The 24,792-nt window shown below is 66.9% G+C and carries 26 protein-coding genes; 10 read left to right on the top strand and 16 right to left on the bottom strand.

Annotated features, from left to right (window positions below; genetic code table 11):
* From HCA61_RS07700 to HCA61_RS07715, 4 genes are all read right to left on the bottom strand, one after another.
* Complete coding sequence (locus HCA61_RS07700) at positions 1-594, bottom strand: suppressor of fused domain protein (RefSeq protein WP_169687588.1); 594 nt, start codon at positions 592-594, stop codon at positions 1-3.
* 24 nt (positions 595-618) lie between these two features.
* Positions 619-915, bottom strand: a complete 297-nt coding sequence (locus tag HCA61_RS07705; protein ID WP_169687589.1) for a hypothetical protein — start codon at positions 913-915, stop codon at positions 619-621.
* Positions 916-1,067: 152 nt separating this feature from the next.
* Complete coding sequence (locus HCA61_RS07710; protein WP_169687590.1) at positions 1,068-2,297, bottom strand: GNAT family N-acetyltransferase; 1,230 nt, start codon at positions 2,295-2,297, stop codon at positions 1,068-1,070.
* Positions 2,298-2,332: 35 nt separating this feature from the next.
* Complete coding sequence (locus HCA61_RS07715) at positions 2,333-3,448, bottom strand: winged helix DNA-binding domain-containing protein (RefSeq protein ID WP_346777514.1); 1,116 nt, start codon at positions 3,446-3,448, stop codon at positions 2,333-2,335.
* 77 nt (positions 3,449-3,525) lie between these two features.
* On the opposite strand from HCA61_RS07715, the gene HCA61_RS07720 reads away from it, so the two are divergent.
* Positions 3,526-3,963 carry a protein-tyrosine phosphatase family protein gene (locus HCA61_RS07720; protein WP_169687591.1) on the top strand — a complete coding sequence of 146 codons (438 nt, stop codon included), beginning with the start codon at positions 3,526-3,528 and terminating at the stop codon, positions 3,961-3,963.
* On the opposite strand, the gene HCA61_RS07725 is transcribed toward HCA61_RS07720, so the two are convergent.
* From HCA61_RS07725 to HCA61_RS07740, 4 genes are read right to left on the bottom strand one after another with little or no spacing between them, the layout of a single operon-like run.
* On the bottom strand, positions 3,952-4,788 hold the full coding sequence (locus HCA61_RS07725) for a hypothetical protein (protein ID WP_169687592.1): 837 nt from the start codon (positions 4,786-4,788) through the stop codon (positions 3,952-3,954). The genes HCA61_RS07720 and HCA61_RS07725 overlap by 12 nt on opposite strands.
* A gap of 20 nt (positions 4,789-4,808) precedes the next feature.
* Positions 4,809-7,298, bottom strand: a complete 2,490-nt coding sequence (locus tag HCA61_RS07730; protein ID WP_169687593.1) for an FtsX-like permease family protein — start codon at positions 7,296-7,298, stop codon at positions 4,809-4,811.
* The gene (locus HCA61_RS07735) at positions 7,295-8,074 is read right to left on the bottom strand and encodes an ABC transporter ATP-binding protein (protein ID WP_247272957.1); all 780 of its coding nucleotides are present in this window, start codon (positions 8,072-8,074) and stop codon (positions 7,295-7,297) included. The genes HCA61_RS07730 and HCA61_RS07735 overlap by 4 nt, the downstream gene beginning before the upstream one ends.
* A complete protein-coding gene (locus tag HCA61_RS07740; protein ID WP_169687594.1) occupies positions 8,071-8,334 on the bottom strand; it encodes a hypothetical protein in 264 nt (87 codons plus the stop codon). The genes HCA61_RS07735 and HCA61_RS07740 overlap by 4 nt, the downstream gene beginning before the upstream one ends.
* 222 nt (positions 8,335-8,556) lie before the next feature.
* Between HCA61_RS07740 and HCA61_RS07745 the strand changes: the two genes are divergently transcribed.
* Both HCA61_RS07745 and HCA61_RS07750 read left to right on the top strand, forming a co-directional pair.
* Entirely contained in the window at positions 8,557-9,846 is a 1,290-nt protein-coding gene (locus HCA61_RS07745; RefSeq protein WP_169687595.1) for a sensor histidine kinase, read from the top strand.
* Positions 9,837-10,496, top strand: a complete 660-nt coding sequence (locus HCA61_RS07750) for a response regulator transcription factor (RefSeq protein ID WP_169687596.1) — start codon at positions 9,837-9,839, stop codon at positions 10,494-10,496. The genes HCA61_RS07745 and HCA61_RS07750 overlap by 10 nt, the downstream gene beginning before the upstream one ends.
* A gap of 9 nt (positions 10,497-10,505) precedes the next feature.
* Here HCA61_RS07750 and HCA61_RS07755 read toward each other — a convergent pair whose 3' ends face one another.
* Positions 10,506-10,991 carry a general stress protein gene (locus HCA61_RS07755; protein ID WP_169687597.1) on the bottom strand — a complete coding sequence of 162 codons (486 nt, stop codon included), beginning with the start codon at positions 10,989-10,991 and terminating at the stop codon, positions 10,506-10,508.
* A gap of 47 nt (positions 10,992-11,038) precedes the next feature.
* Positions 11,039-11,995, bottom strand: a complete 957-nt coding sequence (locus tag HCA61_RS07760; RefSeq protein ID WP_169687598.1) for a CoA ester lyase — start codon at positions 11,993-11,995, stop codon at positions 11,039-11,041.
* Positions 11,996-12,053: 58 nt separating this feature from the next.
* Between HCA61_RS07760 and HCA61_RS07765 the strand changes: the two genes are divergently transcribed.
* The 5 genes from HCA61_RS07765 to HCA61_RS07785 all read left to right on the top strand — a co-directional run bounded on the left by HCA61_RS07765 (position 12,054) and on the right by HCA61_RS07785 (position 17,199).
* Positions 12,054-13,328, top strand: coding sequence for a CBS domain-containing protein (locus HCA61_RS07765; protein WP_169687599.1), 1,275 nt, complete (start codon positions 12,054-12,056; stop codon positions 13,326-13,328).
* Positions 13,321-13,842 (top strand): DUF1003 domain-containing protein, encoded by a 522-nt coding sequence (locus HCA61_RS07770; protein WP_169687600.1) that lies wholly within the window; start codon positions 13,321-13,323, stop codon positions 13,840-13,842. Before HCA61_RS07765 ends, HCA61_RS07770 begins: the two co-directional genes overlap by 8 nt.
* Positions 13,843-13,933: 91 nt before the next feature.
* Positions 13,934-14,872: a hypothetical protein gene (locus HCA61_RS07775; protein WP_346777515.1), complete on the top strand. Its 939-nt coding sequence runs from the start codon at positions 13,934-13,936 to the stop codon at positions 14,870-14,872.
* A 286-nt stretch (positions 14,873-15,158) separates the two neighbouring features.
* Complete coding sequence (locus HCA61_RS07780; protein WP_247272953.1) at positions 15,159-16,040, top strand: lytic murein transglycosylase; 882 nt, start codon at positions 15,159-15,161, stop codon at positions 16,038-16,040.
* 25 nt (positions 16,041-16,065) lie between these two features.
* Positions 16,066-17,199 (top strand): Mrp/NBP35 family ATP-binding protein, encoded by a 1,134-nt coding sequence (locus tag HCA61_RS07785; protein ID WP_169687602.1) that lies wholly within the window; start codon positions 16,066-16,068, stop codon positions 17,197-17,199.
* Between the two features lie 57 nt (positions 17,200-17,256).
* Here the strand turns inward: HCA61_RS07785 and tatB are convergent, their stop codons facing one another.
* The 4 genes from tatB to sigE form a co-directional block, all read right to left on the bottom strand.
* Entirely contained in the window at positions 17,257-17,667 is a 411-nt protein-coding gene (gene tatB, locus HCA61_RS07790) for a Sec-independent protein translocase protein TatB (RefSeq protein ID WP_169687603.1), read from the bottom strand.
* A 64-nt stretch (positions 17,668-17,731) separates the two neighbouring features.
* Positions 17,732-19,216, bottom strand: coding sequence for a trypsin-like peptidase domain-containing protein (locus HCA61_RS07795; protein WP_169687960.1), 1,485 nt, complete (start codon positions 19,214-19,216; stop codon positions 17,732-17,734).
* A 192-nt stretch (positions 19,217-19,408) separates the two neighbouring features.
* Positions 19,409-19,783: a zf-HC2 domain-containing protein gene (locus tag HCA61_RS07800; RefSeq protein WP_169687604.1), complete on the bottom strand. Its 375-nt coding sequence runs from the start codon at positions 19,781-19,783 to the stop codon at positions 19,409-19,411.
* Positions 19,784-19,799: 16 nt separating this feature from the next.
* Positions 19,800-20,426, bottom strand: coding sequence for an RNA polymerase sigma factor SigE (sigE, locus tag HCA61_RS07805; protein ID WP_169687605.1), 627 nt, complete (start codon positions 20,424-20,426; stop codon positions 19,800-19,802).
* A gap of 287 nt (positions 20,427-20,713) precedes the next feature.
* On the opposite strand from sigE, the gene HCA61_RS07810 reads away from it, so the two are divergent.
* Entirely contained in the window at positions 20,714-21,349 is a 636-nt protein-coding gene (locus tag HCA61_RS07810) for an O-methyltransferase (protein ID WP_169687606.1), read from the top strand.
* Positions 21,350-21,370: 21 nt separating this feature from the next.
* On the opposite strand, the gene glgC is transcribed toward HCA61_RS07810, so the two are convergent.
* On the bottom strand, positions 21,371-22,585 hold the full coding sequence (gene glgC, locus HCA61_RS07815; RefSeq protein WP_169687607.1) for a glucose-1-phosphate adenylyltransferase: 1,215 nt from the start codon (positions 22,583-22,585) through the stop codon (positions 21,371-21,373).
* Positions 22,586-22,747: 162 nt separating this feature from the next.
* Between glgC and glgA the strand changes: the two genes are divergently transcribed.
* A complete protein-coding gene (glgA, locus tag HCA61_RS07820) occupies positions 22,748-23,920 on the top strand; it encodes a glycogen synthase (protein WP_169687608.1) in 1,173 nt (390 codons plus the stop codon).
* Here glgA and HCA61_RS07825 read toward each other — a convergent pair.
* Complete coding sequence (locus HCA61_RS07825) at positions 23,907-24,761, bottom strand: putative RNA methyltransferase (protein ID WP_169687609.1); 855 nt, start codon at positions 24,759-24,761, stop codon at positions 23,907-23,909. The two genes, glgA and HCA61_RS07825, sit on opposite strands and share 14 nt — an antisense overlap.
* Between the last annotated feature and the right edge of the window lie 31 nt (positions 24,762-24,792).

The following is a 24,792-nucleotide window of genomic DNA, read 5'->3' on the forward strand; positions in this document are numbered from 1 at the left end:
TCACATGCGCGCGGCGCCACGTTCGGGGTCACGGATGTCGATGCCTGCCTCCGCCCATGCCTCGCGCAGAGCATCGGCGCCGCGCAGTCGCTTCCACGCAGCTTCGTTCGCAGTGATCGGAACCGCATCGAAGAACCGCACCGGATCGGCAGGCTCGGGCAACTCCAGATCGGGCACGTCGCTCGATTCGAGGAGCACCGCCGTGAACGGCGCACCCTCCCAGAGTGGCTCACCGAGATCGAGGAGCGCGTCGGCGGTGAGTACCACCCCCTCCACGGCTGGAAGCGCCGCCAGCACCGCCAGGCTGCGGTGCACACCGGCCGTGAGCCCGTCCGCCCTACGCAGGCTCAAAACGAGTTCGGCGCGCGGACCGCGGTTCGGATCGGCAATGGTTGCGGTGGGATCGCCCATCGGGTGACGCGAACAACCCAGTGTCGAAAATCGGGTGAGGTCGTCGTGTGCGTGGAACCGCAGAATTTCGATCGGTTCGAGGCCGAGAAACGTCACCGACGCCGATTCGGGCGCCGGCCCGGTCGCGTCGGAGAGGTTCGCGGCGAGGTGGGCACGGACTGCGGTGAGAACGGCTTCGGTCACCTCTGCAATCTAACGCGCCGGTGGCTACGGGTGGTCGATCGTCGACAGCCGCACCCGACCACTATCGAGATCGATCCATCCGTCGTCTCCCACGGCGATGTCGATTCGGCCGTTCCTCTTGCCGACAATTTCTTCAGTGACATGCCGTTTCGCGGGCGAGAAGAGTTCGTCCATCGCCCCCAACATGCCGCTCCCCGCGTCGGCGGTGCGCGGATTGCTCCTGCGCCAGTACACCCATCCCCTTCTCTCCGCCCACAGTGCTGCTTGATCGACTCCGACGAGCACCACGATCGCAATCACACCGATCAGAAGAACTTCCATCGAACATCCCCTTCGAAGTCACGGACGTGCCCAGTTGATTCGCGAACAGTTCCCGCGGTCCCTTCCGACGCACCCCCACCGGGAACACAGAGAACCGTAACCGTCTCGGAACCCGACGGAATCGAGGACACTCGCGTGGGCTGCCAACGGCATCAGAACATGGTCCCCGCGAAGGGGACCACAGGCCACGTGAACAGTGCCTCGGCGACCGGGAGTGCCACAGGGTCGTGCACGGTGATCCGCCCGGCTCCCGCCAGTGCGTGGCAACTCACCCCACCGAGCAACAGCGATCCGAGTTCGGCGATGCCGAGCTCGAGGTGAGCCGGTTCGTTCGCTGTCGACACGCCGTCGGCGGAGATCTCGAAGACCGCGGTGTTCTCCGCGAAGACGGGGTCGGTCACCGCAATCCGGACTGTCCCGACACCCACGAACGATCGGGCTTCGAGTGCCCGCCGCACGTCGAGAATGCGAAGCCAGGTTTCGTCCGACACCGAACGAACCTGTGCCCCGCGATGATCCGTCAGCATCCACGGCAGTGGATCGTCTGCCGGTACCCCGTCGAACACGATCCGGTCGACGAGGTCCAGATTCAGCAGGAAACGGACGAGTCCCGCGTGGGATTCGGCGGTGGGGGCGAAGAAGTCGCTCACGACGATGGTGCGGTCGCGTCCGCCGAACCACGCCCCGGTGTTCTCAGGGCGGTACCGGACGAAACCGTCCTCGGCACCCGGGCTGCCGTGCACCGCGACATAGGCAGGTCCGTTCCCCGACGACGCGCGGAAGCGCTGGGAAGCCCACCAGAACGAGGTGCGTTCGATGCGCCCGGGGCGGTCTGTCGCATGCTCGGAATAGATGCGCTCCAACAGGTCCCATGAATCGGGAAACTCAGCGAACCTGACCGGGCCGCCACCGGGCACGCCCTGGTGCAGCACCGCACGGCGCCTCTCCACCTCGAGGGTCGTCGACATCGACGCGATGCCGTAGCCGAATCTCCCGTAGATCGTGGCCTCGGAGGCTCGCAAGCTCGCAACGACGTCGCCGCGTTCGTGAGCGTCGCGCAGCTGCCTGTGCACCAGGGAGGTGACGACGCCGCGGCGAGTGTGGGTGGGGAGCACCCCGATGTGGGTGACCCCCGCGTGAGACACGCGCTCGCCGCCCGGCAGCACCAGAGACCCGGACGTCGCATCGACGGTACCGACGAGCGCTCCATCGATGAATGCCCCGAACGTGCGGCCCTTCTCGAGGTAATCGCCCATGCGTCCCTCGGGATAGTCCGGCCCGGAAGGAAGCCCGACCATGGCCGTCCGGAACAGTGCCATCGCCTGCCGCAGCTCCTCCTCGGATTCGAGGGCTCGGATCTCGGCGTCACGGTGTTCGCTCATACGCCCGAGACTAGAGAGAGCTTCCACACTTGTCGCTACGCGGACTCTGCAGTGAACCGCACGTCGTAACGGTCTGCGTCCGGGGCAGCGAACTTCGCCAGCTTCATTCCTTCGGTCTCGATTGCCGACCGGTTCGATGCCGTCAGCGAACGCCAGGGCGTCACTTCCACTACCGAGGACCCGCTGCCCGTGGTCAGGCTCGCAATTCCGGCGACCCGGCCGCCGACGAGTACCAGCGGCGCGATCATCCCGTTCTTCGTCATCGTGCGCCTACGATCGTCGTCGGAAATGAACCGCCGGCGATCGGCGTGCGAGAGCAGCGCGTTGTCGAAAGGAGCGAGGATCCGCACCGGCGCGGGAGTCGACGGGGCAGGGCGGGGGGCGTCGGGCAGATCGAACAGTTCTATGCCACGCTCATCGCGGAAGGTCGCGAGTTGTGGGCGCAGCCGCTCGACGATCTCCGACAGCCGGGTCAGGCCACACCATGCCTGCACATCGCGGATGCTTGCGGGACCGAACGCCGCGAGGTAGCGCAGGATGAGCCGATCGGGGCTCGGAAGGTCCGCTTCCGGCGGGCCTGCCCACACGTCGAGGGGTGCGAGTCGAGGCGGGCCCGAGCGCCCCCACACCCCGCGAGGCGTGACCTGCACCAGCGGAAGCAGGCCCCGCACGCCGTGTGCGAGCGCCGCAGGGTCCTGATCGGGGAAATACTCGGCGAGCAGGGGCCGCAGCTCGGCCTGAGTCCGCGGAGTGTCGGACAGGAGTTCTCGGCCGACAGACGCGAGTGCCGTCCGATCCACACCACGCAGGCCTGCGCGATGGAGCGTGTTGGTGTCGAGGTCCTTGTCGAGCAGCGGTTGCACCCAAGCGCGCAGCGCATGGGCGTCGGCCGCAGAGACCGCGAACACCGTTCCTCGCATCAGCACGATCCGCACCACTTTCCGCGACTCGAGGAGAACCGACAGCGATTCGGGGCGGAAACCGCGTAACCGGGTCCACAACGCGTAATAGGGCGGCGTCGGCGCCTGTCCCTGCAAGCCCATCAGGTGCTCGATCATTGCCAGCGGCCCCATGTCGCTGCGGCGCAGCAGATGCTGACGGGCGAGCGTCGCGCGACCGAGCGCGCGATCGGTCAGGATGCCGGTGATCACAGTGCACCTTGACACACCCGACCGACACGAGCCGGTGTGTCGCGGGTGGACAGCATCGACACAGGTAGGTTTCCTTCGTGCAAGCGGAATGGGACATCGAAGCTCCCGGCGTACTGCAGCTACCGTCAGGGAGGCGCGTACGCGGGCGCGCTCTGCGCGGTCCGCTGCCCGACGGCCCGCTACCGGAGTTCGGTGTGTACCTGCAGGGGCGTCCGCTGGTCGCCCTCGACTGGGATTCGCGATGGATCCGCTGGTCCGACTTCCGGGTGCCGTCCGACGCGCAGGACGCGTACGACGCTTTGTACGAGACGTGGGTTCGCGCGGGACGGCAGCGGGTGGAGGTGGCTTGCACCGGTGGGCGCGGACGCACCGGCACCGCGCTCGCGTGCCTCGCGATACTCGACGGCATCCGAGCGAGGGACGCAGTCGCCTTCGTCCGCAAGCACTACGATCCGCGCGCGGTGGAAACCCCGTGGCAGCGTCGCTTCGTCACACGATTCGCGTCACCCGGGTGAGTAGCGCCGCTCGATGCGGACCACATCGGCTTCGGCCGCGGAGGCCTCGCGTTCAGCAGCGGTGACGTCCTTCTTCGCTGCCGCGACCGCGCGACGCGCAAACTTGCGCTGTTGTTCGGCGTGGACCAGCTTTTCCTGCAGTGCCGCAACCTCCGCTTCATGGCGGGCGAGTTCGCGGTCCGCTTCCTGGGCGGCAGCCCGCGCACGCGTGACAGCGCGTCGAGCCTCGTGCGCCGCGGTGGTTGCCTCGGCCAGCTCGGCCCGCCCCTCCGCGCCATCGGTTCGGGCTGCAGAACGGTCGGGAACGACGCTCAGCGTCGGCGTCGACGACGAACCTCCGAGATCCCCGAGCGCGCCGATGCCGGACGGCTCGACGATGGCGTCGAGGCGTCCCGCACGCACACGTTCGGCGACCGCCGGGTCCGCAAGCGCGGCATTGAGGGTCTGTGCAACCTCCCGCAGGGCGCTGTCGCTGGCCGTTCGCCCCCGCTCGGAAGCCAGTTCGGCCGCGTCCCGCTCCAGCGCGGAGATCACCTGCCGTCGCTGCGTGGACAGTGTGCGCAGATCCTGTCCGGACAGTGTTCGCTGGGCGGTGCGCAGGGCGTCGCCCAGGTCGAGGAGGACACCGAGTTCGTCGGGTCGCTCACGTGCCAGCAGGTTCACCAGCCACGCTGCGACTGTCGGTTTGCGGAGCCGGCCGATCGCGGCAGTGAGTTCCCTGTCGCCCGACTCGCGGGCCTGCGCCACGTACTCGGTGCGCGCGGCGATGAACTCCCCGGGGTCGAGGCCGTACAGGGAGTCCGCCACCGAGTCCAGAGTGGGCATGGGGTCAAGCGTAGTGGCGATCACCCTGCCGGCACAGGGACACGCGATCCCCGCAGCAGATGACGCGCGGGCATTGTCGTCGCCAGGTGCGCGACAGCGCAGGTGACGAACACGGTCCCCACCACGAACCACAGCGGACCCTGGGGCCAGGGTTTTCCGACGAACCCGATGGCCAGCATGGTCATCGAACCGAGGGAGATCGCGACACCGATGACGGTTGCTACGACGCAGACCAGCGCGGTTTCCGACCACACCATGGTGTGGAGTTGGCGCGGGGTGGCCCCGACAGCCCGCAGCAACTGCCACTCCCGCCGACGCCGGAGTGTGCTCGCCACGAGCCGATTGGCAGCGCCGAGCAGTATGTATCCCATCAGGACCAGGGCGATAGCGATGTTGAGCACGCGCGAGGGATCCGGAGCTGCCGGCCCCACCGAGGTCGTGGAGGCATCGTCGATCCGCAGCCCGGGAGTATCCGCGAGCAGCGGTGGGAGTTCGGTGGTGATCCTCGCGTGGTCACCGGCGACCAGCACCTGGTCGTAGGGCCCGTCCTGCCCCTGCGGGAGTAGATCCAGCGACGCGGCGATCTTGCCGAATCCGAAGCCACGCGCGTAGGTCGCCACCACTGTCGGCTCCACCTCGGTCCCGTCCGACAGGATCAGCGGCAGGGTGTCGCCGACGTCGACCCCGGCGAGCCGGGCTGCAACGGAATCCATTGCGACAGAAGCACCGGTCAGGCGCGACACGTCGCCATCGGTGACACCGAGATCGAGTACCTCTCCGACGTCGGGCCCGACAGCGAGCATCGGATATTCCTCGGCGCGTGGCCCGCCGTCCTGCTCGAACGGACGTATCGCGGTGGACCGGATCACAGCGACAGCCGTGGTCGACGAGGATGCGCGCTGGATCGACTCGAGCGCCGACGACGACACGCCGCCCGCGTCGGGAGCGGACACGACCACATCCGCGACGGTGCCTTCGCCCACATCGTGGTCCACCGTGGCGCTCGCCGTGGTCACCGCGAAGATCTGCGTGGTCAACAGTCCTACCGCGAGTGCGAGGACACTGATCGCACCACCGGTCCGCAGGGCGTAGCTGTGCGAGTTCCGCACGGCCAGCCACCTGCTCGCAGAACCGGTTCTGGGCGCGATCCACCCGCAGACCCGACCGACCATCGCCGGGGCAATCAGACTGATACCGATGATCGCGAGCAGCGTTCCCGACGCCGTGCCGATCAGAGCTTCCTCGCTGCGAATCACGAGGGGGACGACTGCGGATCCGGCCGACAACGCGAGCACCACGAATCCCGCTCTGGTTCGGAGCCGACCTCCGCCGCGCGGTTCGGCCTCGGTCTCGAGGATCGCTTCGGTGGCCGGAATCCGGGAGATTCGCAGCGACCCCGCGCGCGCCGCCACCTGAACCATGCCCAGCATCAGCAGGCAGGCACCCAGCGCCGGACCGGGACTCCAGCTCGGTAACTGCCCGGGTGCGAGCAGGCCGACGGTGGTCAACGGCCGCGTGGCCGCCGCAGACAGCAGGTAGCCGCCGATCACGCCCACCGCCACAGCTCCGAACGCCACACGGGTCGTCCGACGCGCGATCATCGACCGGATCTGTCGCGGTGTCGCCCCCACCGCGCGAAGCAATGCGATTTCCCGCGACCGATTCGCCACACCGACAGAAACCGCTCCCGCGGTGATGAATCCGACGAGGACCACCAGCACTCCCCCGACGGAGAACGCCGCAGCCGTCAGCATTCCGGTCCCCGACGCCGCCGCGGGTCGTTCGGCGCGGCCGATGTCGTCGCCCGTCGCGACCACGAGACCTCGTCCCGCCACGAGTTCTTCCACACGGCCGGTGATCGCGACGGAATCCGCGTCGTCGTCGAAAGCGACGATGAGTAGGTCCGCGGAGTCTGCCGACCTCCGGGAGAGTTCCCGCGCGGTGGTGTCACTGACGAAGACGCCATTACCCGAAAGATCTGCAATGCCAGTCACACTCATGTTCTGTAGTTGTCCGCGCAGCATTACCTCCACCGGGTCACCGACCGAGACACCCGCCGTGACGGCTGTATCTGCGGCGAGTACGACGTCGGTGGGACCGCTCGGTGCACGACCGGTCAGACCGACCGTTCCGAGAAGGGAGTTCCACCCGTGACCGTTGTCTCGGACCGATTCCGCGGGCAGCACCCGGCCACGCCCGTCGGTTGCCACCGCCGGGAAACTCAGGTCCGCGGCGACCGCACGCACCCCCGGTATCTGCGACAGGTCCACGGCGAGGTCGGTCGGAACCCCGACGTGTTCGGGCAGCACCGGATCGAAGTCTTCGTCCTGCGGGACGCTCTGGTCGCCGCCGATGACCATGTCGATGCCGGTGAATCGCTGCGTGGGCACCTGCGAGCGCAGCCCGGACTCGGCCATGACGAGGCAGAACGTGACCAGTGCGGCACCCACCGCCACCGCGCAGATCACCGCAAGTGTTTCACCGACCCGGGCCGGCAAACGCACTGTCATCGGACTCGCCCTCCGAGCAGGGCAGTCAAGGTACGTGCGTCGGGGCGGCGTAGGACCCGATCGATGCGTCCGGTTGCCATCACCACGACGTCGTGTGCCCGGACTGCAGCTGCAGGATCATGGGTGACCATCACAACGGTCTGTCCGAGGTCGCGCACGAGATCATCGAGGAGGGAAAGGATCTGGTCGCCGGTGGCCGGGTCCAGTGCGCCCGTCGGTTCGTCGGCGAACACGACATCCGGGCGGGTCGCCAGTGCGCGGGCCACTGCGACCCGCTGTTGCTGTCCACCCGAGAGTTCACCCGGTGTGCGAGACAGGAAGTCGCCCAGACCGACCCGGTCGACAACTGTGGCCAGCCAGCTTCCGTCGCCGGGTGTCTCGGCCAGGCGCAGCGGCAAGGTGATGTTCTCCTCGACAGTGAGCGACGGGATCAGGTTGTAGGCCTGGAAGACAAACCCCACCCGTTCACGTCGAAGCCGTGTGCGGGCGGTCTCCCGCAGCCGACCGATCTCCGTGTCGCCGATCCACACCTTGCCCCGCGTCGGGGCATCGAGTCCGGCCGCGCAGTGCAGGAGCGTGCTCTTCCCGGAACCGGATCGACCCATGACGGCAAGGAACGCGCCGCGCGGGACAGTCAGGTTCACGTCGTCGAGCGCTGGTGTACCGCTTCGATTGTCCTTGGACCGATAGACCTTGGTCACCGCCTCCAGCCGGATAGCGGCCGGCACGGACTCACGCTCGGCAGTGGTGCGGACGCTCTCCATCGCGGTGTTCACGGGCGTCGCCGCCGCAGGTAGCGCGCCACGAGTGCCGCGAGGCAGAGGATGGTGGGAATCCCGAAAACCAGTGAGAACAGGACGTTGTCGGGCCTTGCGATCGACGACACCGCGTTCAGACCGACGAACACCGCGAACGCGACCCACAGTGCCCCGGTCGCCCGGTCGGGGGGATCTCCGCGCGGTCGTGTGCCTGCCGTCGAGAGTAGCTCACGTGTTCCGGATCCATGGTGCGGGCGGATGCCGTACGGGTCGTCCATGATGCCTCCAACAATCGAGGCCGCGACAATTGCGCGGCGCCCTCATTCGTTCCCTGGTCTCGACGCTATGAGCTGCCACGGCGTCCCGACATCCCGACGGCTACCGGCTTCCGGTACAGCAGGCTGTACCTTCATGCACCCGCATGGACGGCGAAGGTGCACAGGGCATACCGTCGGCACACCGACACGCACATCCACCACGCGAGGATTCGAGGGGGACCCATGACAAGTGAACCCTCGGCTGCCGGCAGCGACCCTCGACGAACCGCGCTGCGAGAGAATGCAGTTGCAGTTGTGAAGAAGGCAGCCATCGCGACGAAATGGCTGGTACTCGGAGCCGGAACCGCCATCCTGGCGCTTTTCGGCGTGATTGCCTCGATCCTGGTCGCTGCGCTCTGCCTGGTGGGTGTCGGAGTGTTTCTGCTCGCGCCGACGCTGTCGGTCGTCCGGTGGATCGCAGATCTGGAACGACGACGACTCGCCGCGATGGGCATTCCTGTCCCGTCGCCCTACAGCAGCGACCCCACCGAGTGGCGAGAGGCGTGGCAGTTTCTGCGCTCCGATCCTGCGCCTCGGCGGGACATCGTATGGCTGTGCATCCATGCGACGTTCGGCCTCGCCGTCGGTCTACTGCCGCTGGAGTTGCTCTCGAATGCGGTGGAGGAACTCACCGCTCCGCTGTGGTGGCATCTGTCTCCGCCCGGTGGAGCGACCATGCTCGGCGGCCTGATACCCATCGACTCAGGGGCCGAGGCGCGCTGGGCGACCGTCACCGGCCTCTGCTGGGCGATCCTGTGGTTCGTGTTGCCTCCGTTGCTACTCCGGGCGCAGGTCGCTTCCGGTAGCCGGTGGTTGCCCCCGCACCCGGATGTCGATCTGTCCGCTCGTGTCGTCGAACTGACCGCGACGCGAGCGGCAGCGCTGGATGCCCACGCCGTGGAACTGCGCCGGATCGAGCGGGCGCTGCACGACGGCGCGCAGAATCGGCTCGTGACCGTCGCCGTGCTCACCGGAGCGGCCCGCCAGGCCTTGGCCCGGGACCCTGCCACCGCCGACCCCTTCCTCGAGAAAGCACAGCAGAGCGCCGAAGTCGCTCTCGCCGAACTTCGCTCGGTGGTGCGGAGCATTCTGCCGCCGGTGCTGGAGTCCGAGGGATTACCCGGTGCGTTGTCGGCGTTGGCCGCGCAGTGTCCCGTCGAAACCCGGGTGGACACACATGTTTCACCACGATGCCCCGTGGCCGTCGAAGCGATCGCCTACTACACCGTGGCCGAGGCACTCACCAACGTCACCCGTCACAGCGGTGCGCAGCGTGCCGATGTGCAAGTACTGCGGCAGGGCAACACACTCATGGTCGAGGTACGGGACGACGGTGCCGGGGGCGCGGTCGTCGAACTCGGGTCCGGGCTCGCCGGGATCCGCGGGCGCGTCGAGGCGCATGATGGGACGTTGCAGGTGGACAGCCCGGCCGGTGGGCCGACGACAGTGATGGCGGTGATCCCGTGCGGATAGTGGTGGCCGAGGACGACGCGTTGCTCCGGGAAGGGCTCGTGCTGTTGCTGCGCGGCGAGGGACTCGACGTGGTCGCCGGGGTCGGCGATCCGGACGCACTGCTCGACGCCGTGGCGGAGCATCGACCCGACGTCGCGATCGTCGACGTCCGGATGCCGCCGACCCACACCGACGAAGGCATCCGGGCCGCGGTCGCGGCCCGGGCTGCTCATCCCGAGCTTGCCGTCCTTGTGCTGTCCGCATACGTGGAGCAGAGCTTCGCCACCGAACTGCTCGCAGGCGGGGCGCATCGCACGGGTTATCTACTCAAGGAACGCGTCGGGCGGGTCGGAACCTTCCTCGAGGCCCTGCACCGTGTCGCCGGCGGTGGCACCGCGATCGACCCCGAGGTCGTTGCCCAGCTCTTCGCACGGCAACGCGCCGCCGACCGGCTCGCCGACCTGACCGTACGAGAACGCGAGGTGCTCGCCGTAATGGCCGAAGGGCTGGGCAACGGCGCGATCGCGACTCGCTTGTTCATCACCGAGAACGCAGTCCACAAACACATACGGAGCATCTTCGCGAAGCTCGGCCTGCAGGCCGGCGACGACTCCGACCGGCGGGTCGTCGCGGTGCTCCGGCACCTCGAAGCCACGCAACGAACCGGTTGAATCGGGCGCCTACAGAGCCAGCTTCGCGAGCAGGTCGCGCGCCTTCTCGGCGCTACGCGGCTCGCACAGCACGTCGTAGCGGCCCGCGACCAGCTGCATCGTGGACGAGAAGTCGCGTTGTCCGCGGGTGGCCGCGTACGGGATCGTCGCTGAAATCAGCCCGAAGATGATGCCGCCGACGAGACCCACGAGCAGCGGCCCCAGGAAGTCGGTGGAGAAGATCCCGAGAAGCAGACCGAAGAACAGACCCAGCCACGCACCGGAGACGATGCCGCCGCCGATCACCTTGGCCCACGTCAGCCGGCCTGTGACCCGCTCGACCTGCATCAGGTCGACGCCGACAATCGTGACGTCCTCGACCGAGAAGTTCTGATCGGACAGGTGGTCGACGGCGCGCTGCGCTTCTGCGTATGTCGAGTACGAACCGACAGGCCATCCACTCGGCGGTTCCGGCAGTCCCGGCGCCTGGCGCCCGGGCCCCATGGGATTCGTCATTCTGGCTCCTTCTCGTTGCAGTCCGTGTCCATTCTGCCGGGATCTGCCTACTTCGGCGGCTCGAACGACGTGGTTCGGGTCATCCCCGCGGCACGGCCTTTCGCCGAGATCACGAGAGCCATCTTCCGACTCGCTTCGTCGATCATCTCGTCGCCGAGCATCGCGGCACCGCGCGCTCCACCCGCTGCGGAGGTGTGCCATTCGTAGGCGTCGAGAATCATCTCGGCCTTGTCGTAGTCCTCCTGCCTTGGGCTGAATACCTCGTTGGCGGCATCGATCTGACTGGGGTGCAGCACCCACTTGCCGTCGAATCCGAGCGCTGCCGAGCGCTGCGCCGACCGACGGAACGCCTCGACATCGCGAATCTGCAGGTACGGTCCGTCGATGGCCTGAAGTCCGTGTGCCCGCGCGGCCATCAGGATCGTCATGAGGATGTGGTGGTAGGCGTCGCCGCGGTCGTAGCCCTCGGGCTGTTCGCCCACGACGAGAGTGCGCATGTTGATGCTGGCCATGAAATCGGCGGGGCCGAAAACGAGGGTCTGCACGCGTGGACTGGCCGTCGCGATCTCGTTGATGTTCGTCAGCCCCAGCGCATCCTCGATCTGCGGTTCGATCCCGATCTTCCCGACCTCGAGTCCGTGTGCCTTCTCCACCTGGGTGAGCAGCAGATCGAGCGCTTTCACGTGGCTCGCGTCCGGCACCTTGGGCAGCAGGATCGCGTCGAGATGTGCGCCCGCCCCACCGACGACGGTGGACACATCGAGGTAGGTGGCGTCGGTCGTCCAGTCGTTGACGCGTACGACTTTGAGCTGGTCGCCCCAACCGTCTTCGTTCAGCGCTTCGACGATGGTGGTGCGCGCCTGTTCTTTGGCGAGAGGCGATACGGCGTCCTCGAGATCGAGGAAGAGCGCGTCGGCAGGTAACCCCTTGGCCTTGTCGATCATCTTCCGGCTGCTGCCCGGAACCGCAAGTACTGACCGTCGGGGCCTGAATGAGAACGACATGGGGGGACCGAACCTCCGTGTTCCGTGATCGACATACCTAGCCTCTAGCCTGGCAATCATGGCAGCAGTGAGCAAGGTATTCGCAGCGAGGCTGGCGGGCCTGGTCGTGCTCGGCCCCGACGGCGAATCGATCGGTCGGGTCCGCGACGTCGTGCTCACCATACGAATAGGCCGTCAGCCTCCGCGCGTGCTCGGCCTGGTCGTCGAGCTTCCCACCAGGAAGCGGATCTTCGTTCCGATGCTGCGGGTGACGGCGATCGCGCCGGGTTCGGTCACGCTCGTCACCGGCAGCGTGAGCCTTCGCAGGTTCACGCAGCGCCCATCCGAGGTGCTCGCGCTCGCGCAGGTACTCGACTCCCGCGTGCGCGTCGACGACCCGGAACTCGCCGACCTCCAGGGGGCGGACGTCACCGTCGTCGATCTCGGGATCGATCTCACCCGCAGCCGCGATTGGCTGGTCTCGCGTGTCGCGGTGCGACGGCATCGGGGACGGCTGGCGCGTCGCGCGCCGGTGCACGTCGTGGAGTGGCAGCACGTGCACGGCCTGACTCAGCAGGCCCTCGCTCTACCCGGGCAGGGTGTCTCACAGTTACTGCTCCAGTTCGAGGACATGCGTCCCGCCGACGTCGCCAACGTGTTGCGCGATCTGCCGATCAAGCGCCGCAACGAAGTGGCCGCCGCACTCGACGACGAACGACTCGCCGACATCGTCCAGGAGCTGCCGGCGGACGACCAGACGGATCTCCTCAAACATCTCGAGGTCGACCGCGCCGTCGACGTTCTCGAGGCCATGGACCCGGACGACGTCGCCGACCTGATGGGCGAGTTGCCGGAGACCGACGCCGAGTGGTTCCTCCAGCGCATGAACCCGGAAGATTCCGAGCCGGTGCGCCGCCTGCTCGAACACTCTCCCGACACCGCGGGTGGCCTGATGACCCCGGAGCCGGTTGTTCTGACTCCGGCGACCACGGTCGCCGAGGCACTCGCTCGGGCACGCAATCCGGATCTGACCCCGGCACTGGCGTCGATGGTGTTCGTGGTCCGTCCCCCGACCGCGACACCGACCGGCCGCTATCTGGGTTGCGTTCATCTGCAACGATTGCTTCGCGAACCGCCGGCGAGCCTCGTCGGTGGTGTCATCGACAACGATCTCCCGCGACTCGATCCCGAGGATTCCCTGGCTTCGGTCACGCGTTACTTCGCGACGTACAACCTGGTGTGCGCTCCGGTCGTGGACGACGAGCAGCACCTGCTCGGTGCGGTGAGTGTCGACGACGTGCTCGACCACCTGTTGCCCGAGGACTGGCGTGAAGAGGAGGAAGAGGATGAGTGACCGCAGCCCGTTGGGCACACAGCGACTCGAGACTCCCCGTACCTCCCGGTTCCGGGTGAACTTCGATGTGGAGGCCGTCGGCCGGGTCAGCGAGTCGATCGCGCGTTTCCTCGGCACCGGCCGCTACCTGGCGATCCAGACGATCGTGGTGATCGTCTGGATCGTGCTCAACGTCTTCGCGGTGAGCCTGCAGTGGGATCCGTATCCGTTCATCCTGCTCAATCTCGCGTTCTCGACGCAGGCCGCGTATGCGGCGCCGCTGATCCTGCTCGCCCAGAACAGGCAGGAGAACCGCGACCGGGTGTCGCTGGAGGAAGACCGCACACGGGCCGAGCAAACGAAGGCCGACACCGAGTTCCTCGCACGTGAGCTTGCGGCGTTGCGACTTGCCGTCGGCGAAGTCGCGACACGCGACTATCTGCGACGAGAACTGGAAGATCTGAAGGCTCTGATCATCGATGCCGACAAGGACGACGAGGTCGGTCCCGGCCCGATGAGGCCACCGCGACGCTGAGAACTACCGATACCGCAACGTCCGGTTGCACATAACCCGAACCCGTTCTGTAATGTGCGTCACAACAGTGGTGACGTAGGTTCGGTCGAAGGTGGGTATCCAGGTGCGCTGGCACACGACTCTGATTGTTGTTCCGTTGCTCGCCGCAGCAGGCTTCGCCGCGACGGCTTCGGCGCCCGCACCGAGCGGCGCCGCCGCCGATCTCGAACCCGCGCACACCGCCGCCGTGCGGAATGTGGGCGTCTTGCCCGCCGAGCCCGCGACCCCGCAGGCGATGCGTAACCCGTCCGCAGCCGCCGGCGACCCGACGGACCCGCTGTCACAGACGCCCCCTGCGATGCCCGGTGACGGGTTCGCCATCCTCGGCGACGGCCCCCTCGCAATCCCCGAACTCGTGTTCTACGCGTACCGCGCCGCCGAGATGCAGCTCGCGATCAATTCGCCGGAATGCGGACTGCCGTGGCATCTGCTGGCAGCGATCGGGCGCCTCGAATCGAATCATGCCGACAACGGGCGAACGGATGTCCTCGGCACCCTCGCCGCATCACGGACGACACCGGACGGTCGCGTCGGCCCGATGCAGCTTCCGGCCGACGTGTGGGAGCGCTTCCCCTCGGACGGCAACGTCGACGGAGTGACAGACCCGCAGAACGTGTTCGATGCGACCCTCGCAGCGGGGGCGTGGGCCTGCGCGGACGGCGCCTCCGCGCGAGACGAGGCAGGCGAAGCCCGGGTCGCGGCGATGTTCGACCCATCCCCCGAGTACCTGGCGAATGTGCAGAAATGGTCTGCCGCCTACAAGAAGGGCGCAGAGGTGGCCCCGGCAGCCCCTGCGGTACCGCCGACAGCTGTCCCCACCCCTCCCGTCGTGCAGATTCCCACCACCGACGCTGCCGCTCCTGCCGCACCGGACACGGACGCTGAGCAGGCCACCGAGGAGACCACTCCTGCCGCGCCGGGCCTGCCCATGATGACGATTCCGGAACTGCCGGAAATGCCCTGCCTCGTCCCCACCCTCTGCGAGCAGTGACAGTCGCCGGACGCCCACACCCGAAGTCGGACATACCCACCCGTCGACCTGTTACTTAAATCACATACAAGTAACGGACGCATCCCTTCACCACGGCCGCTCGATCTCCCCACGGGCGCCTCGACCGCGGCTTTCGATCTCTGTCACCACCGGCGACGATGTCGGCCCCGAGTACCCGTAAACCTGCGTTACATCACGGTTGAGTAACGGAAGCGCATCGAATCCTGTAGTGTCGGCCCGGCCATATAACGGAGGCGTCTCGACGAGATGCCCGAGGGAGGTAGTAGTGGGCCGGCACGCTAAGCCATTGGATTCGAAACTCCGTCGCAATTCAGTCATTGCCATGACGGGGTTGGTGCCGGTGGGCTTGGTTGCCGCAGCCGCCACCACCGCGGGCGCATCGCCCCGCACTCTGCTCGGGATTCACCAGCACGAAACCGAGCCTGCAGCTGCCGCAACACCGATCGACGACATCGCCGCAGCCGTGAACTCGATCGATATCCCGCAGGTCACCGCGGTCGCCCAGAACGTCATGCTCGCTCCGGAGCCCGCTGCCGCGCCCGCACCGAAGGCCGCCCCCGCGCCGGAACCCGAGCCCAAGGTTCTGCACGAAGGCCCCCTCGGAATTCCCGGCATCAACTTCGACGCCTACCTCAATGCCGAACGGATCCTCAACGAGGAGAATCCCGGCTGTGGCATGTACTGGACATTGCTCGCCGGAATCGGCCGCGTCGAATCCGGGCATGCCAACGGAGGCCAGGCCGACGATCTCGGAAACCTCAACGAGCCCGTGATCGGTCTTCCGCTCAACGGCAGCCTCCCGGGCCAGGCCGTCATCCACGACACGGACGGCGGCGCCCTCGACGGCGATTCCGTATACGACCGGGCCGTGGGACCGATGCAGTTCATCCCCACCACGTGGACCCAGTACGCGGGCGACGGCAACGGTGACGGCAAGTCCGATCCCCAGAACCTCTACGACTCCACCCTGACCACCGCGCGCTACCTGTGCGACGGTGGCCTCGACATGCGCAACCTCGCGCACTCGACGAAAGCCATCCACCGCTACAACAACTCGATGGCGTACGTCGCGAACGTCCTCGCCTGGTCTGCCGCCTACTCCACCGGCATCACACCCAGCGCTGCCGACCTGCCGCGGATCCACTGAACCACCGCCACCTACCATGGTCACCATGGCAGTCCTTGAGTCCGACATCCGAAGCGCGCTCGCACGGGTCCAGGATCCGGAGATCCGCAAGCCCATCACGGACCTCGGCATGGTCAAGAGCGTCGATATCCGCGACGACAGCAGTGTCGACATCGAGGTGTATCTCACGACGGCCGCGTGCCCGATGCGTACCGAGATCACCGATCGGGTCACCAAGGCCGTAGCCGACGTCGCGGGCGTGGGCGAGATCCGAGTGACCCTCGACGTGATGAACGACGAGCAGCGCACGGCCCTTCGCAAGTCCCTTCGCGGTGACTCCACCGAACCGGTCATCCCGTTCGCGCAGCCCGGTTCGCTCACGCGCGTCTACGCGGTGGCCTCCGGCAAGGGCGGCGTCGGCAAATCGTCGGTCACCGTCAACCTCGCAGCTGCGATGGCCGATCGCGGACTGTCCGTAGGTGTGCTCGATGCCGACATCTACGGCCACTCGATCCCCCGCATGCTCGGCACGTCCGCGAAGCCCACCCAGGTGGAGCGGATGATCGTGCCGCCTATCGCGCACGAAGTGAAGATGATTTCCATCGCCCAGTTCACGGAGGGGAACACCCCGGTGGTGTGGCGCGGCCCCATGCTCCACCGGGCATTGCAGCAGTTCCTCGCCGATGTCTTCTGGGGCGATCTCGACGTGCTGCTGCTTGATCTCCCGCCCGGCACGGGCGACGTCGCGATCTCGGTTGCGCAACTGATCCCCAACGCGGAGATCCTCGTGGTGACAACCCCGCAGCAGGCAGCGGCGGAGGTTGCCGAGCGCGCCGGCTCGATTGCCCTGCAGACCCGTCAGCGCATCGCGGGCGTTGTCGAGAACATGTCGTGGCTCGAACTGCCCGACGGCACCAAGATGGATGTCTTCGGTACCGGTGGCGGCCAGGCAGTCGCAGAGCGGCTCTCACGCGCAGTCGGAGCCGAGGTGCCGCTGCTGGGCCAGATCCCCCTCGACCCTGCGATCCGTGAGGCGGGCGACGCGGGCACCCCGATCGTCCTCAGCGCCCCGGATTCCGCACCGGGCATCGCGATGCGGGAGATCGCCGAGAAGCTCGCAGTCCGTCGTCGTGGTCTGGCAGGAATGTCACTGGGGATCGACACCACCCGGCATCTCTGAGCCGGCAGGCAAGCAGCACCGCCCCTCGGGGCGCAGAGCCCCTCCTCGGGGCGGACATTACGTCGCGTCGGGATCGATCGGCGGAATCTCGCCCGGAGCGAGGGGCTTCGCCATGTCCGGCCGCGAAGGCGTCGAACTGTGGGCGCCTCCACCGGACCCATTGGTCGCCGGGGAATCGAACTTACCCGTGAGGATCGAGTCGTCGCCGTCGAGAAGATGCTTGGTGATGACGGCCTTCGGCGTCATGCCCCGCAGCTGGTTGAGGTCGGACAGCGGCTTCTGGAGATCGTCGAATTCGGGTCCGAGTTCGTCCTTGAGCTGCTGCCGGGCACCCGATGCATACTCACGCACCTGCCGGAGCGACTTGGTCACCCACGACACCGCACCCGGAAGTCGCTCCGGACCGAGGACCACGAGGGCCGCGATGAGGAGGACCATGAACTCGCCCCAACCGATGTTGCCGAACACGGCACCAGAGTACGTGGTCCACGCAGGATTGCAGCACCGACGGCAGATGTCACATCCCTCATGATCAATCCGATACCGGTGTGACCTCGATGTCGACCAGGCGCCCCTCACGCACCAACTGCACGGTGACCGGCTGGTCCATCGCCTGCAGGTGAACGGCGACGACGAGTTCGTCCGCGCTCGTGACCTCTCGGTCGCCGACCTTGACGATCACGTCGCCTTCGACGATGCCTGCCTGCTGAGCCGGACTGCCCTGCTGCACATTGGCCACCTCGGCGCCGCTGGCAACATCGTTGACGACGGTCCGGGCATTCACACCGATCTCGGGATGATGCATCACACCCTCGGTGATGAGCGCCTGCGAAACCTCGGTGACGGTATCGATCGGGATCGCGAAGCCCAGACCGACCGATCCGCCGGTCTCCGACTTGATAGCCGAGTTGATGCCGATGACCCGGCCTTCCGAGTCGATGAGCGGTCCGCCCGAATTACCCGGGTTGATGGCCGCGTCGGTCTGCACGGCATCGATGACCGCGTCGGTGTCGGTGCCCTGTCCGTTCAACCGCATGGGCCGATGCAGCGCACTGACGATGCCGCGCGTGACGGTCTTGTTCAGGCCGAGGGGAGAACCGACCGCGACGACGTCCTCGCCTACCTGGACGTCCTCGGAACGGCCGAGTTCTGCGACGACGAGATTGTCGACGTCATCGACTTTCAGGATCGCCAGATCGGTCTTGATGTCGCGCCCGACGATCGACGCAGGCACCTTCGTACCGTCGTTGAACGACACCTGCACGTTGGCTTCGGGATTGTTCGCGGCCATCGACACCACGTGGTTGTTGGTAGCGATATAGCCTTCCCCGTCGATCACGACACCTGATCCGGTTCCGGCGTCCTGGCCGAGCGTGACCTGGATCGACACGACCGCGGGCAGTACGGCGTCGGCAACCTGGGCAACAGTGCCGGTCGGGACGTCCTCACCTGCCGCAACCTGCGTCAGCGACACACCACGACTCGTCAGCGATCCGTTCTCGGACAGCATCAGAGCAACGACGAGCCCGCCGACCATTCCGATGACGACGGCTACGGCGGCGAGGGTGGCGAGGGCACGTGGCTCGACGCGACGGTCGAAGAGCACTTCCCGGAGGGCCAATTTGCGGGCAGGCGGCAGTTCGGTCGGCGCGGTGTCCGCAATGGGAGGACCGAGTCGCACGGCCGAGTCCGGGTTGCGCCACGGGTCGGGCGGCGTCGCCTCGACAGGGTCCTCGTCGGAGTCCCCGGGCGGCCGCTGAAGAGTATCCACGGCCTCGTGAGGGCGTCCGTACGCCTCGGCGAAGATCGGGTCGGCCGGAGGTGCATGCTGGATCCGCGGGTCCGGTGCCCGGTCTCGGGAGTTCCCGCCGAAGGAACCGACGGCACCGGCAGGCCGACCGAAGACCTGCGCAGCGGACGGGTCGACGGTAGGCCGATACACGGGCCTGGGTTCGAGACGCGGCGCGTCGGCGGGTCTTGCAATCTCCCCGGACCGACCCGAAGTGGCATCGGGCATATCGTCGGCGGGCACAGTGTCGTTGTCGCCGACCCCATTGTCGGCGGCACCGGCGTCGCCTCGCCCGTTACGTTGCACACCCGTCCGTTGCACAGAATCGCCGCTCACGCGTGTCCGTCTCCCCCGTGTAGGTCCGTCACGCAGCCCAGTATCACCGATGGCACTGTCTCTGCTGCTACCGCCTGCTCGCTGTCACCGACGACGGCGGATCGACCACCGGCGTGTGGTGCTCCACGGATCCTGGGCGGCGGCGTCGAACAGACCTCCCGGCCCCGACAGGCGGGTGGGGTCGGTGCTCGGCTGGTCGCAGAGATGGCTGGGGATGTTGCTCAGCGCCCCGAGCAACGAGGACGGCATCGCCGGGGCCTGACGGGCTGCCGACCGCAATGCGCGACGGGCCTGTTCCTGCGCTTCGACCTCGGTCGCGCATTCGCCGCAGATGGACAGATGCTGGGCGGCTCGGAGGTACGCCGACATCCGGAGCTCTCCGTCGACGAATGCGGCAACGGCTTCGCTGGCCAGGTGCTCCGTAGAGCCGAACCTGCGAGGTGGTTGCACCATCGTCATCAAATCCTCCTGGCGGCTACCCCGCATCGACGCGACCGACTTCGACCTTCCCATGCTCGCGCAGGTGCTCGCGCAGCGCCTGGCGACCCCGGTGGATACGACTACGCACCGTACCGAGCTTCACCCCCAGTGTGGCACCGATCTCCTCGTAGGAGAGTCCTTCGATGTCACAGAGCACCACCGCGGCACGGTACTCCGGTGCCAGCGAGTCCAGTGCGGACTGCAGATCGGCACCGAGGCGAGCGTCGTGGTAGATCTCCTCGGGGTTCGGCCCGTGGGCCGGTACCCGATCGTAGTCCTCCGGCAGCGCTTCCATCCGGATCCGATTCCGGCGGCGCACCATGTCCAGGAAGAGGTTGGTGGTGATTCGATGCAGCCAGCCCTCGAAAGTGCCCGGCTGGTAGTCCTGAAGCGAACGGAACACTCGGATGAATGTGTCCTGGGTGATATCTTCGGCGTCCTGTGCGTTGCCGGAAAGTCGGTAGGCGAGCCGGTACACGCGGTCGCCGTGCTGACGGACCAGCTCGTCCCATGACGGCATGGAAGCACGATCACCGGTGGCATCGAACACTGCTGTTCCGCTCATATCGGTGTCGGCAGATGTGCACACGTCGGGGGTGGGGACGGTATCGGATCTTTGCATGTGGATCGGTGGATCCTCCTCTTCGGGACCGCTGATCGAAAACGATATCTTCGGTGGTCAACGCTTGGACGCGGGATTCTATTTCCGCTGGTGTCCTTCGTCGACCTTTCCGATGAATCTTTCGCCTTCGTCGAACCGGCGGTCTGTTGCGTATCCGACCATCACTTTTCACCACAGCGATGTGGACGCCGTATGAGTACCCTGAAAGTCAGCTGAGAAACCACGAACGTGGGATTCTGGGGCGCGCCTGCCTGCACTGATGCGGTCGCGACGATAGCCTCATCAGGGTGCAGACCAATGCCGACCGGATCCTGGCCCACGCGGAGAATGTCGTCGTCGAGGACGATGCCCTCGTCAACGCGCGCGAACGCGCCCTCGATCTCGGCGCCGAACCCGTTTCTCCGTCCGTGGGCGCAACGTTGTCGCTGTTCGCGCGCATGCTCGATGCGCGCACCATCGTCGAGATCGGCACCGGCGCCGGTGTCAGCGGCTTGTGGTTGCTCCACGGACTCCGCGAGGACGGCGTCCTCACCACCATCGACAGCGAACCCGAGCACCAGCGGGCCGCCAAGATCGCGTTCCGGGACGGCGGGATGGTCGCCTCCCGAACCCGGCTGATCAACGGCCGGGCACTCGACGTGCTGCCTCGCCTCGCGGATTCCGGGTACGACCTCGTCTTCGTCGACGCCACGCCCGCCGACCATCCGCACTTCGTCCAGGAAGGCGTACGGTTGCTCAGGCCCGGCGGTGTCATCGTGCTGCACAACGCACTGCTCGACGGGCGTGTCGCGGACCCGGCAGCGCGAGACTCGACGGTGCTCGCCGTTCGTGAGGCCGCCCGTGCCATCTCACAGGACGACCGGCTTGCTCCCGTCGTCCTGCCTCTCGGCGACGGACTTCTGTGCGCTGTGCGTATGAGCTGAGCGCCGTGCCTACCGGGTGAGCTAGATCCACACGCCCTTGCCGATGGCGACGACCCCTCCGTTACTCACCGCGAAGCGCTGACGGTCGCGTTCGAGATCGACTCCGATGATCTCGCCGTCTCCGACGACGACATTCTTGTCGAGAATTGCGTGACGCACGACGGCGCCCTTGCCGATACGCACCCCGGGCATCAGCACACTGCCCTCGACGGTGGCGCCGTCCTCGACCATGACATTGGAGCTGAGTACCGAGTTACGGACGGTCGCGGCCGACAGGATGCTCCCTGCCCCCACGATCGACTCCTGCGCGAGACCGCCCTGTACGAACTTCGCGGGCGGGAGGTTCTCCGCCGCACCGCGGATCGGCCAACGCTTGTTGTACAGATTGAAGATGGGGTGGACGGACACCAGATCCATGTGTGCGTCGTAGAACGCGTCGAGCGTGCCGACGTCGCGCCAATAGGCGCGATCGCGTTCGGTGGCGCCCGGCACCACGTTGTCGTTGAAGTCGTAGACGTGCGCCGCACCCTGCGCGACGAGAGCGGGGATGATGTCGCCGCCCATGTCGTGGTCCGAATCGGAATTCTCGGAATCGGCACGCAACGCCTCGACAAGCACCTTCGTGGTGAAGACGTAGTTGCCCATGGAGGCAAATGTCACGTTGGGGTCGTCGGGAGTGCCGGGCGGGTGTGCGGGCTTTTCGAGGAACTGGGTGATGCGGCCGGACTCGTCACTGTCGATGCATCCGAAGGCGAACGCTTCACTGCGCGGAACCCGGATGCCCGCGACGGTCACGCCGGCTCCGGATTCGATGTGCTGACGCACCATCTGCTCGGGGTCCATACGGTAGACGTGGTCGGCACCGAACACCACGATGTACTCGGGATCCTCGTCGTACACGAGGTTCAGCGACTGCAGGATCGCATCGGCACTCCCGGTGTACCAGCGCGGCCCCAGACGCTGCTGCGCGGGCACCGGGGTGATGTATTCCCCCGTGAAACCGGAAAGCCGCCAGGTCTGGGAGATGTGCCGATCGAGCGAGTGCGACTTGTACTGCGTCAGCACACAGATACGCAGATAGCCGGCGTTGACGAGGTTGCTCAGCACGAAATCGATCAGACGGTAGGCACCTCCGAACGGCACCGCGGGCTTCGCGCGGTCAGCGGTCAACGGATACAGCCGCTTACCCTCGCCGCCGGCGAGCACGATTCCAAGCACATGTGGCTGGCTCCTCACACGCTCAACCTATCCGCACTGCGCACGATGCCGCCAGCCAAGTGAGAACTCGGACACCGAGGAGTCGGCAACCCTGTCGGGGTACCGCGGCCTCCGATGCCTCGCGTCCCGGCGTCCGGAGATCGAGTGGCCGGAATTTCTGCGGCCGGATAGTTTGATGCGGTGCGGGTGGCAATGATGACACGGGAGTATCCGCCCGAGGTGTACGGCGGTGCAGGCGTTCACGTGACCGAGCTGGTGTCGCAATTACGGCACCTGTGCGAGGTCGACGTGCATTGCATGGGGGCGCCCCGCGAGACCGCGATCGTGTACTCCCCCGATCCGGCGCTCTCCGGCGCCAACGCTGCATTGACCACCCTGTCAGCGGAATTGCGCATGGCGCACGGGGCGGCCGGAGCGGACATCGTCCACTCACACACGTGGTACTCGGGTCTCGCCGGTCATCTCGCCGCAGACCTGTACGACGTCCCCCACGTCCTCACCGCTCACTCGCTCGAGCCCCGACGCCCGTGGAAGGCCGAACAGCTCGGTGGCGGTTACCGGATTTCGTCGTGGTCCGAGCGCAACGCCGTGCAGTACGCGGACGCGGTCATCGCCGTCAGCGACGGTATGCGCCTCGACGTTCTCGACGCATATCCGTTCGTCGACCCCGCACGCGTCCACGTGGTGCGAAACGGGATCGACACCTCGGTGTGGCATCCGGGCCCCCTCGCGCCCGATTCCGAATCGGTGCTGCCGACGATCGGTGTCGATCCGACCGCACCGATTGCCGTGTTCGTCGGCCGCATCACCCGGCAGAAGGGCCTCGGTCATCTGATCGCCGCGGCGCACCGCATCGCGCCCGAGATCCAACTCGTGTTGTGTGCAGGCGCTCCCGACACCCCGGAGCTCGCAGCGGACACCGAACGGGCCGTCGCCGAATTGCAGAGCTCGCGGGGCAACGTCATCTGGGTTCAGGAGATGCTTCCGCGAGAATCGGTTCGCGAGCTGCTCGCTGCCGCTCAGGTTTTCGTGTGCCCTTCGGTGTACGAGCCACTCGGTATCGTCAACCTCGAAGCGATGGCGTGCGAGACCGCCGTAGTGGCGTCGGATGTGGGCGGGATCCCCGAGGTCGTGCAGGACGGCGTCACCGGCACGCTTGTGCACTACAACTCGTACGAACCCGCAGTCTACGAACGCGCTCTCGCGGACGCCGTCAACGATCTCGCCTCCGACTCCGTGCGCGCCGCCGAATTCGGTCGGGCCGGGCGAGCGCGGGCGATCAGCGAGTTCTCCTGGGCGCAGATCGCGCGGGCCACCCTCGCGGTCTATCAGGACGCGATCAGTCGCCGCTGACCTCACCGGGCCGCCGGATCCACGTCGACACCACCACCGATGCGGTCACCTCGAAATCGTCGGGCAGCGCCTCCACCATTTCAGTGCGCTGCGCCGCGGTGAGATGGAAGGCGGAGGGGCCCATTCCCACGAGAGCGACGAGCGCCGTGCGGGTCAGCTCCATGGCGAAACGAACCTCGGTGCGATCGTGTCGCTCGAATCGCCCGGACAGCGCCGACGACAGACGTTCGGTCTTGTGTTCGTCGACGCTGACCATCCCGGGCAGCGACACGAGTTCACGCAGGTGCTCCGGTGTCGGAGTGGCCACCACGAGCACACCGCCGGGCTCCAGGACGCGGTGCGCCTCGGACGCGTTGCGCGGGGCGAACACCGACAGGACGTGCCCGAGCGTCCCGGATCGCACCGGGATCTGCGCCCACACGTCCGCCAGGACAGCGCCGGTGCGGGGATGGCTACGGGCGATTCGGCGAGCCGCCGGTTTCGACACATCGAGACCGATACCTCGGGAACCCGGCATCCCGTCGAGGACGGAGGCAAGGTAGCTCCCGGTGCCCGCGCCCACCTCGAGCACACCCGAATCGGACGGGACGGACGCGCACGCAGCCCTCACCGCCTCGCGGATCGGGTCGTAATGGCCGCCGTCGAGGAACGCGGCGCGGTCGGCGATCATCTCTGCTGTGTCGCCGGTGAATCGGGTCGCCGCACCGCTCGAGAGAGAAACGTAGCCCTGCCGTGCGATGTCGAAGCTGTGGCCGCGTTCGCAGAACACCGCCGTGGCATCGAGATCCATCGCGGATTCACAATGCGGGCACGCGAGGAGGTCGATCACCGAGTCGAGCATGGTTTCCCTTCATCCACGACGCGCACCGCAG

The sequence above is a fragment of the Rhodococcus sp. HNM0563 genome (genome assembly GCF_012726195.1).
Lineage (GTDB): Bacteria > Actinomycetota > Actinomycetes > Mycobacteriales > Mycobacteriaceae > Rhodococcus.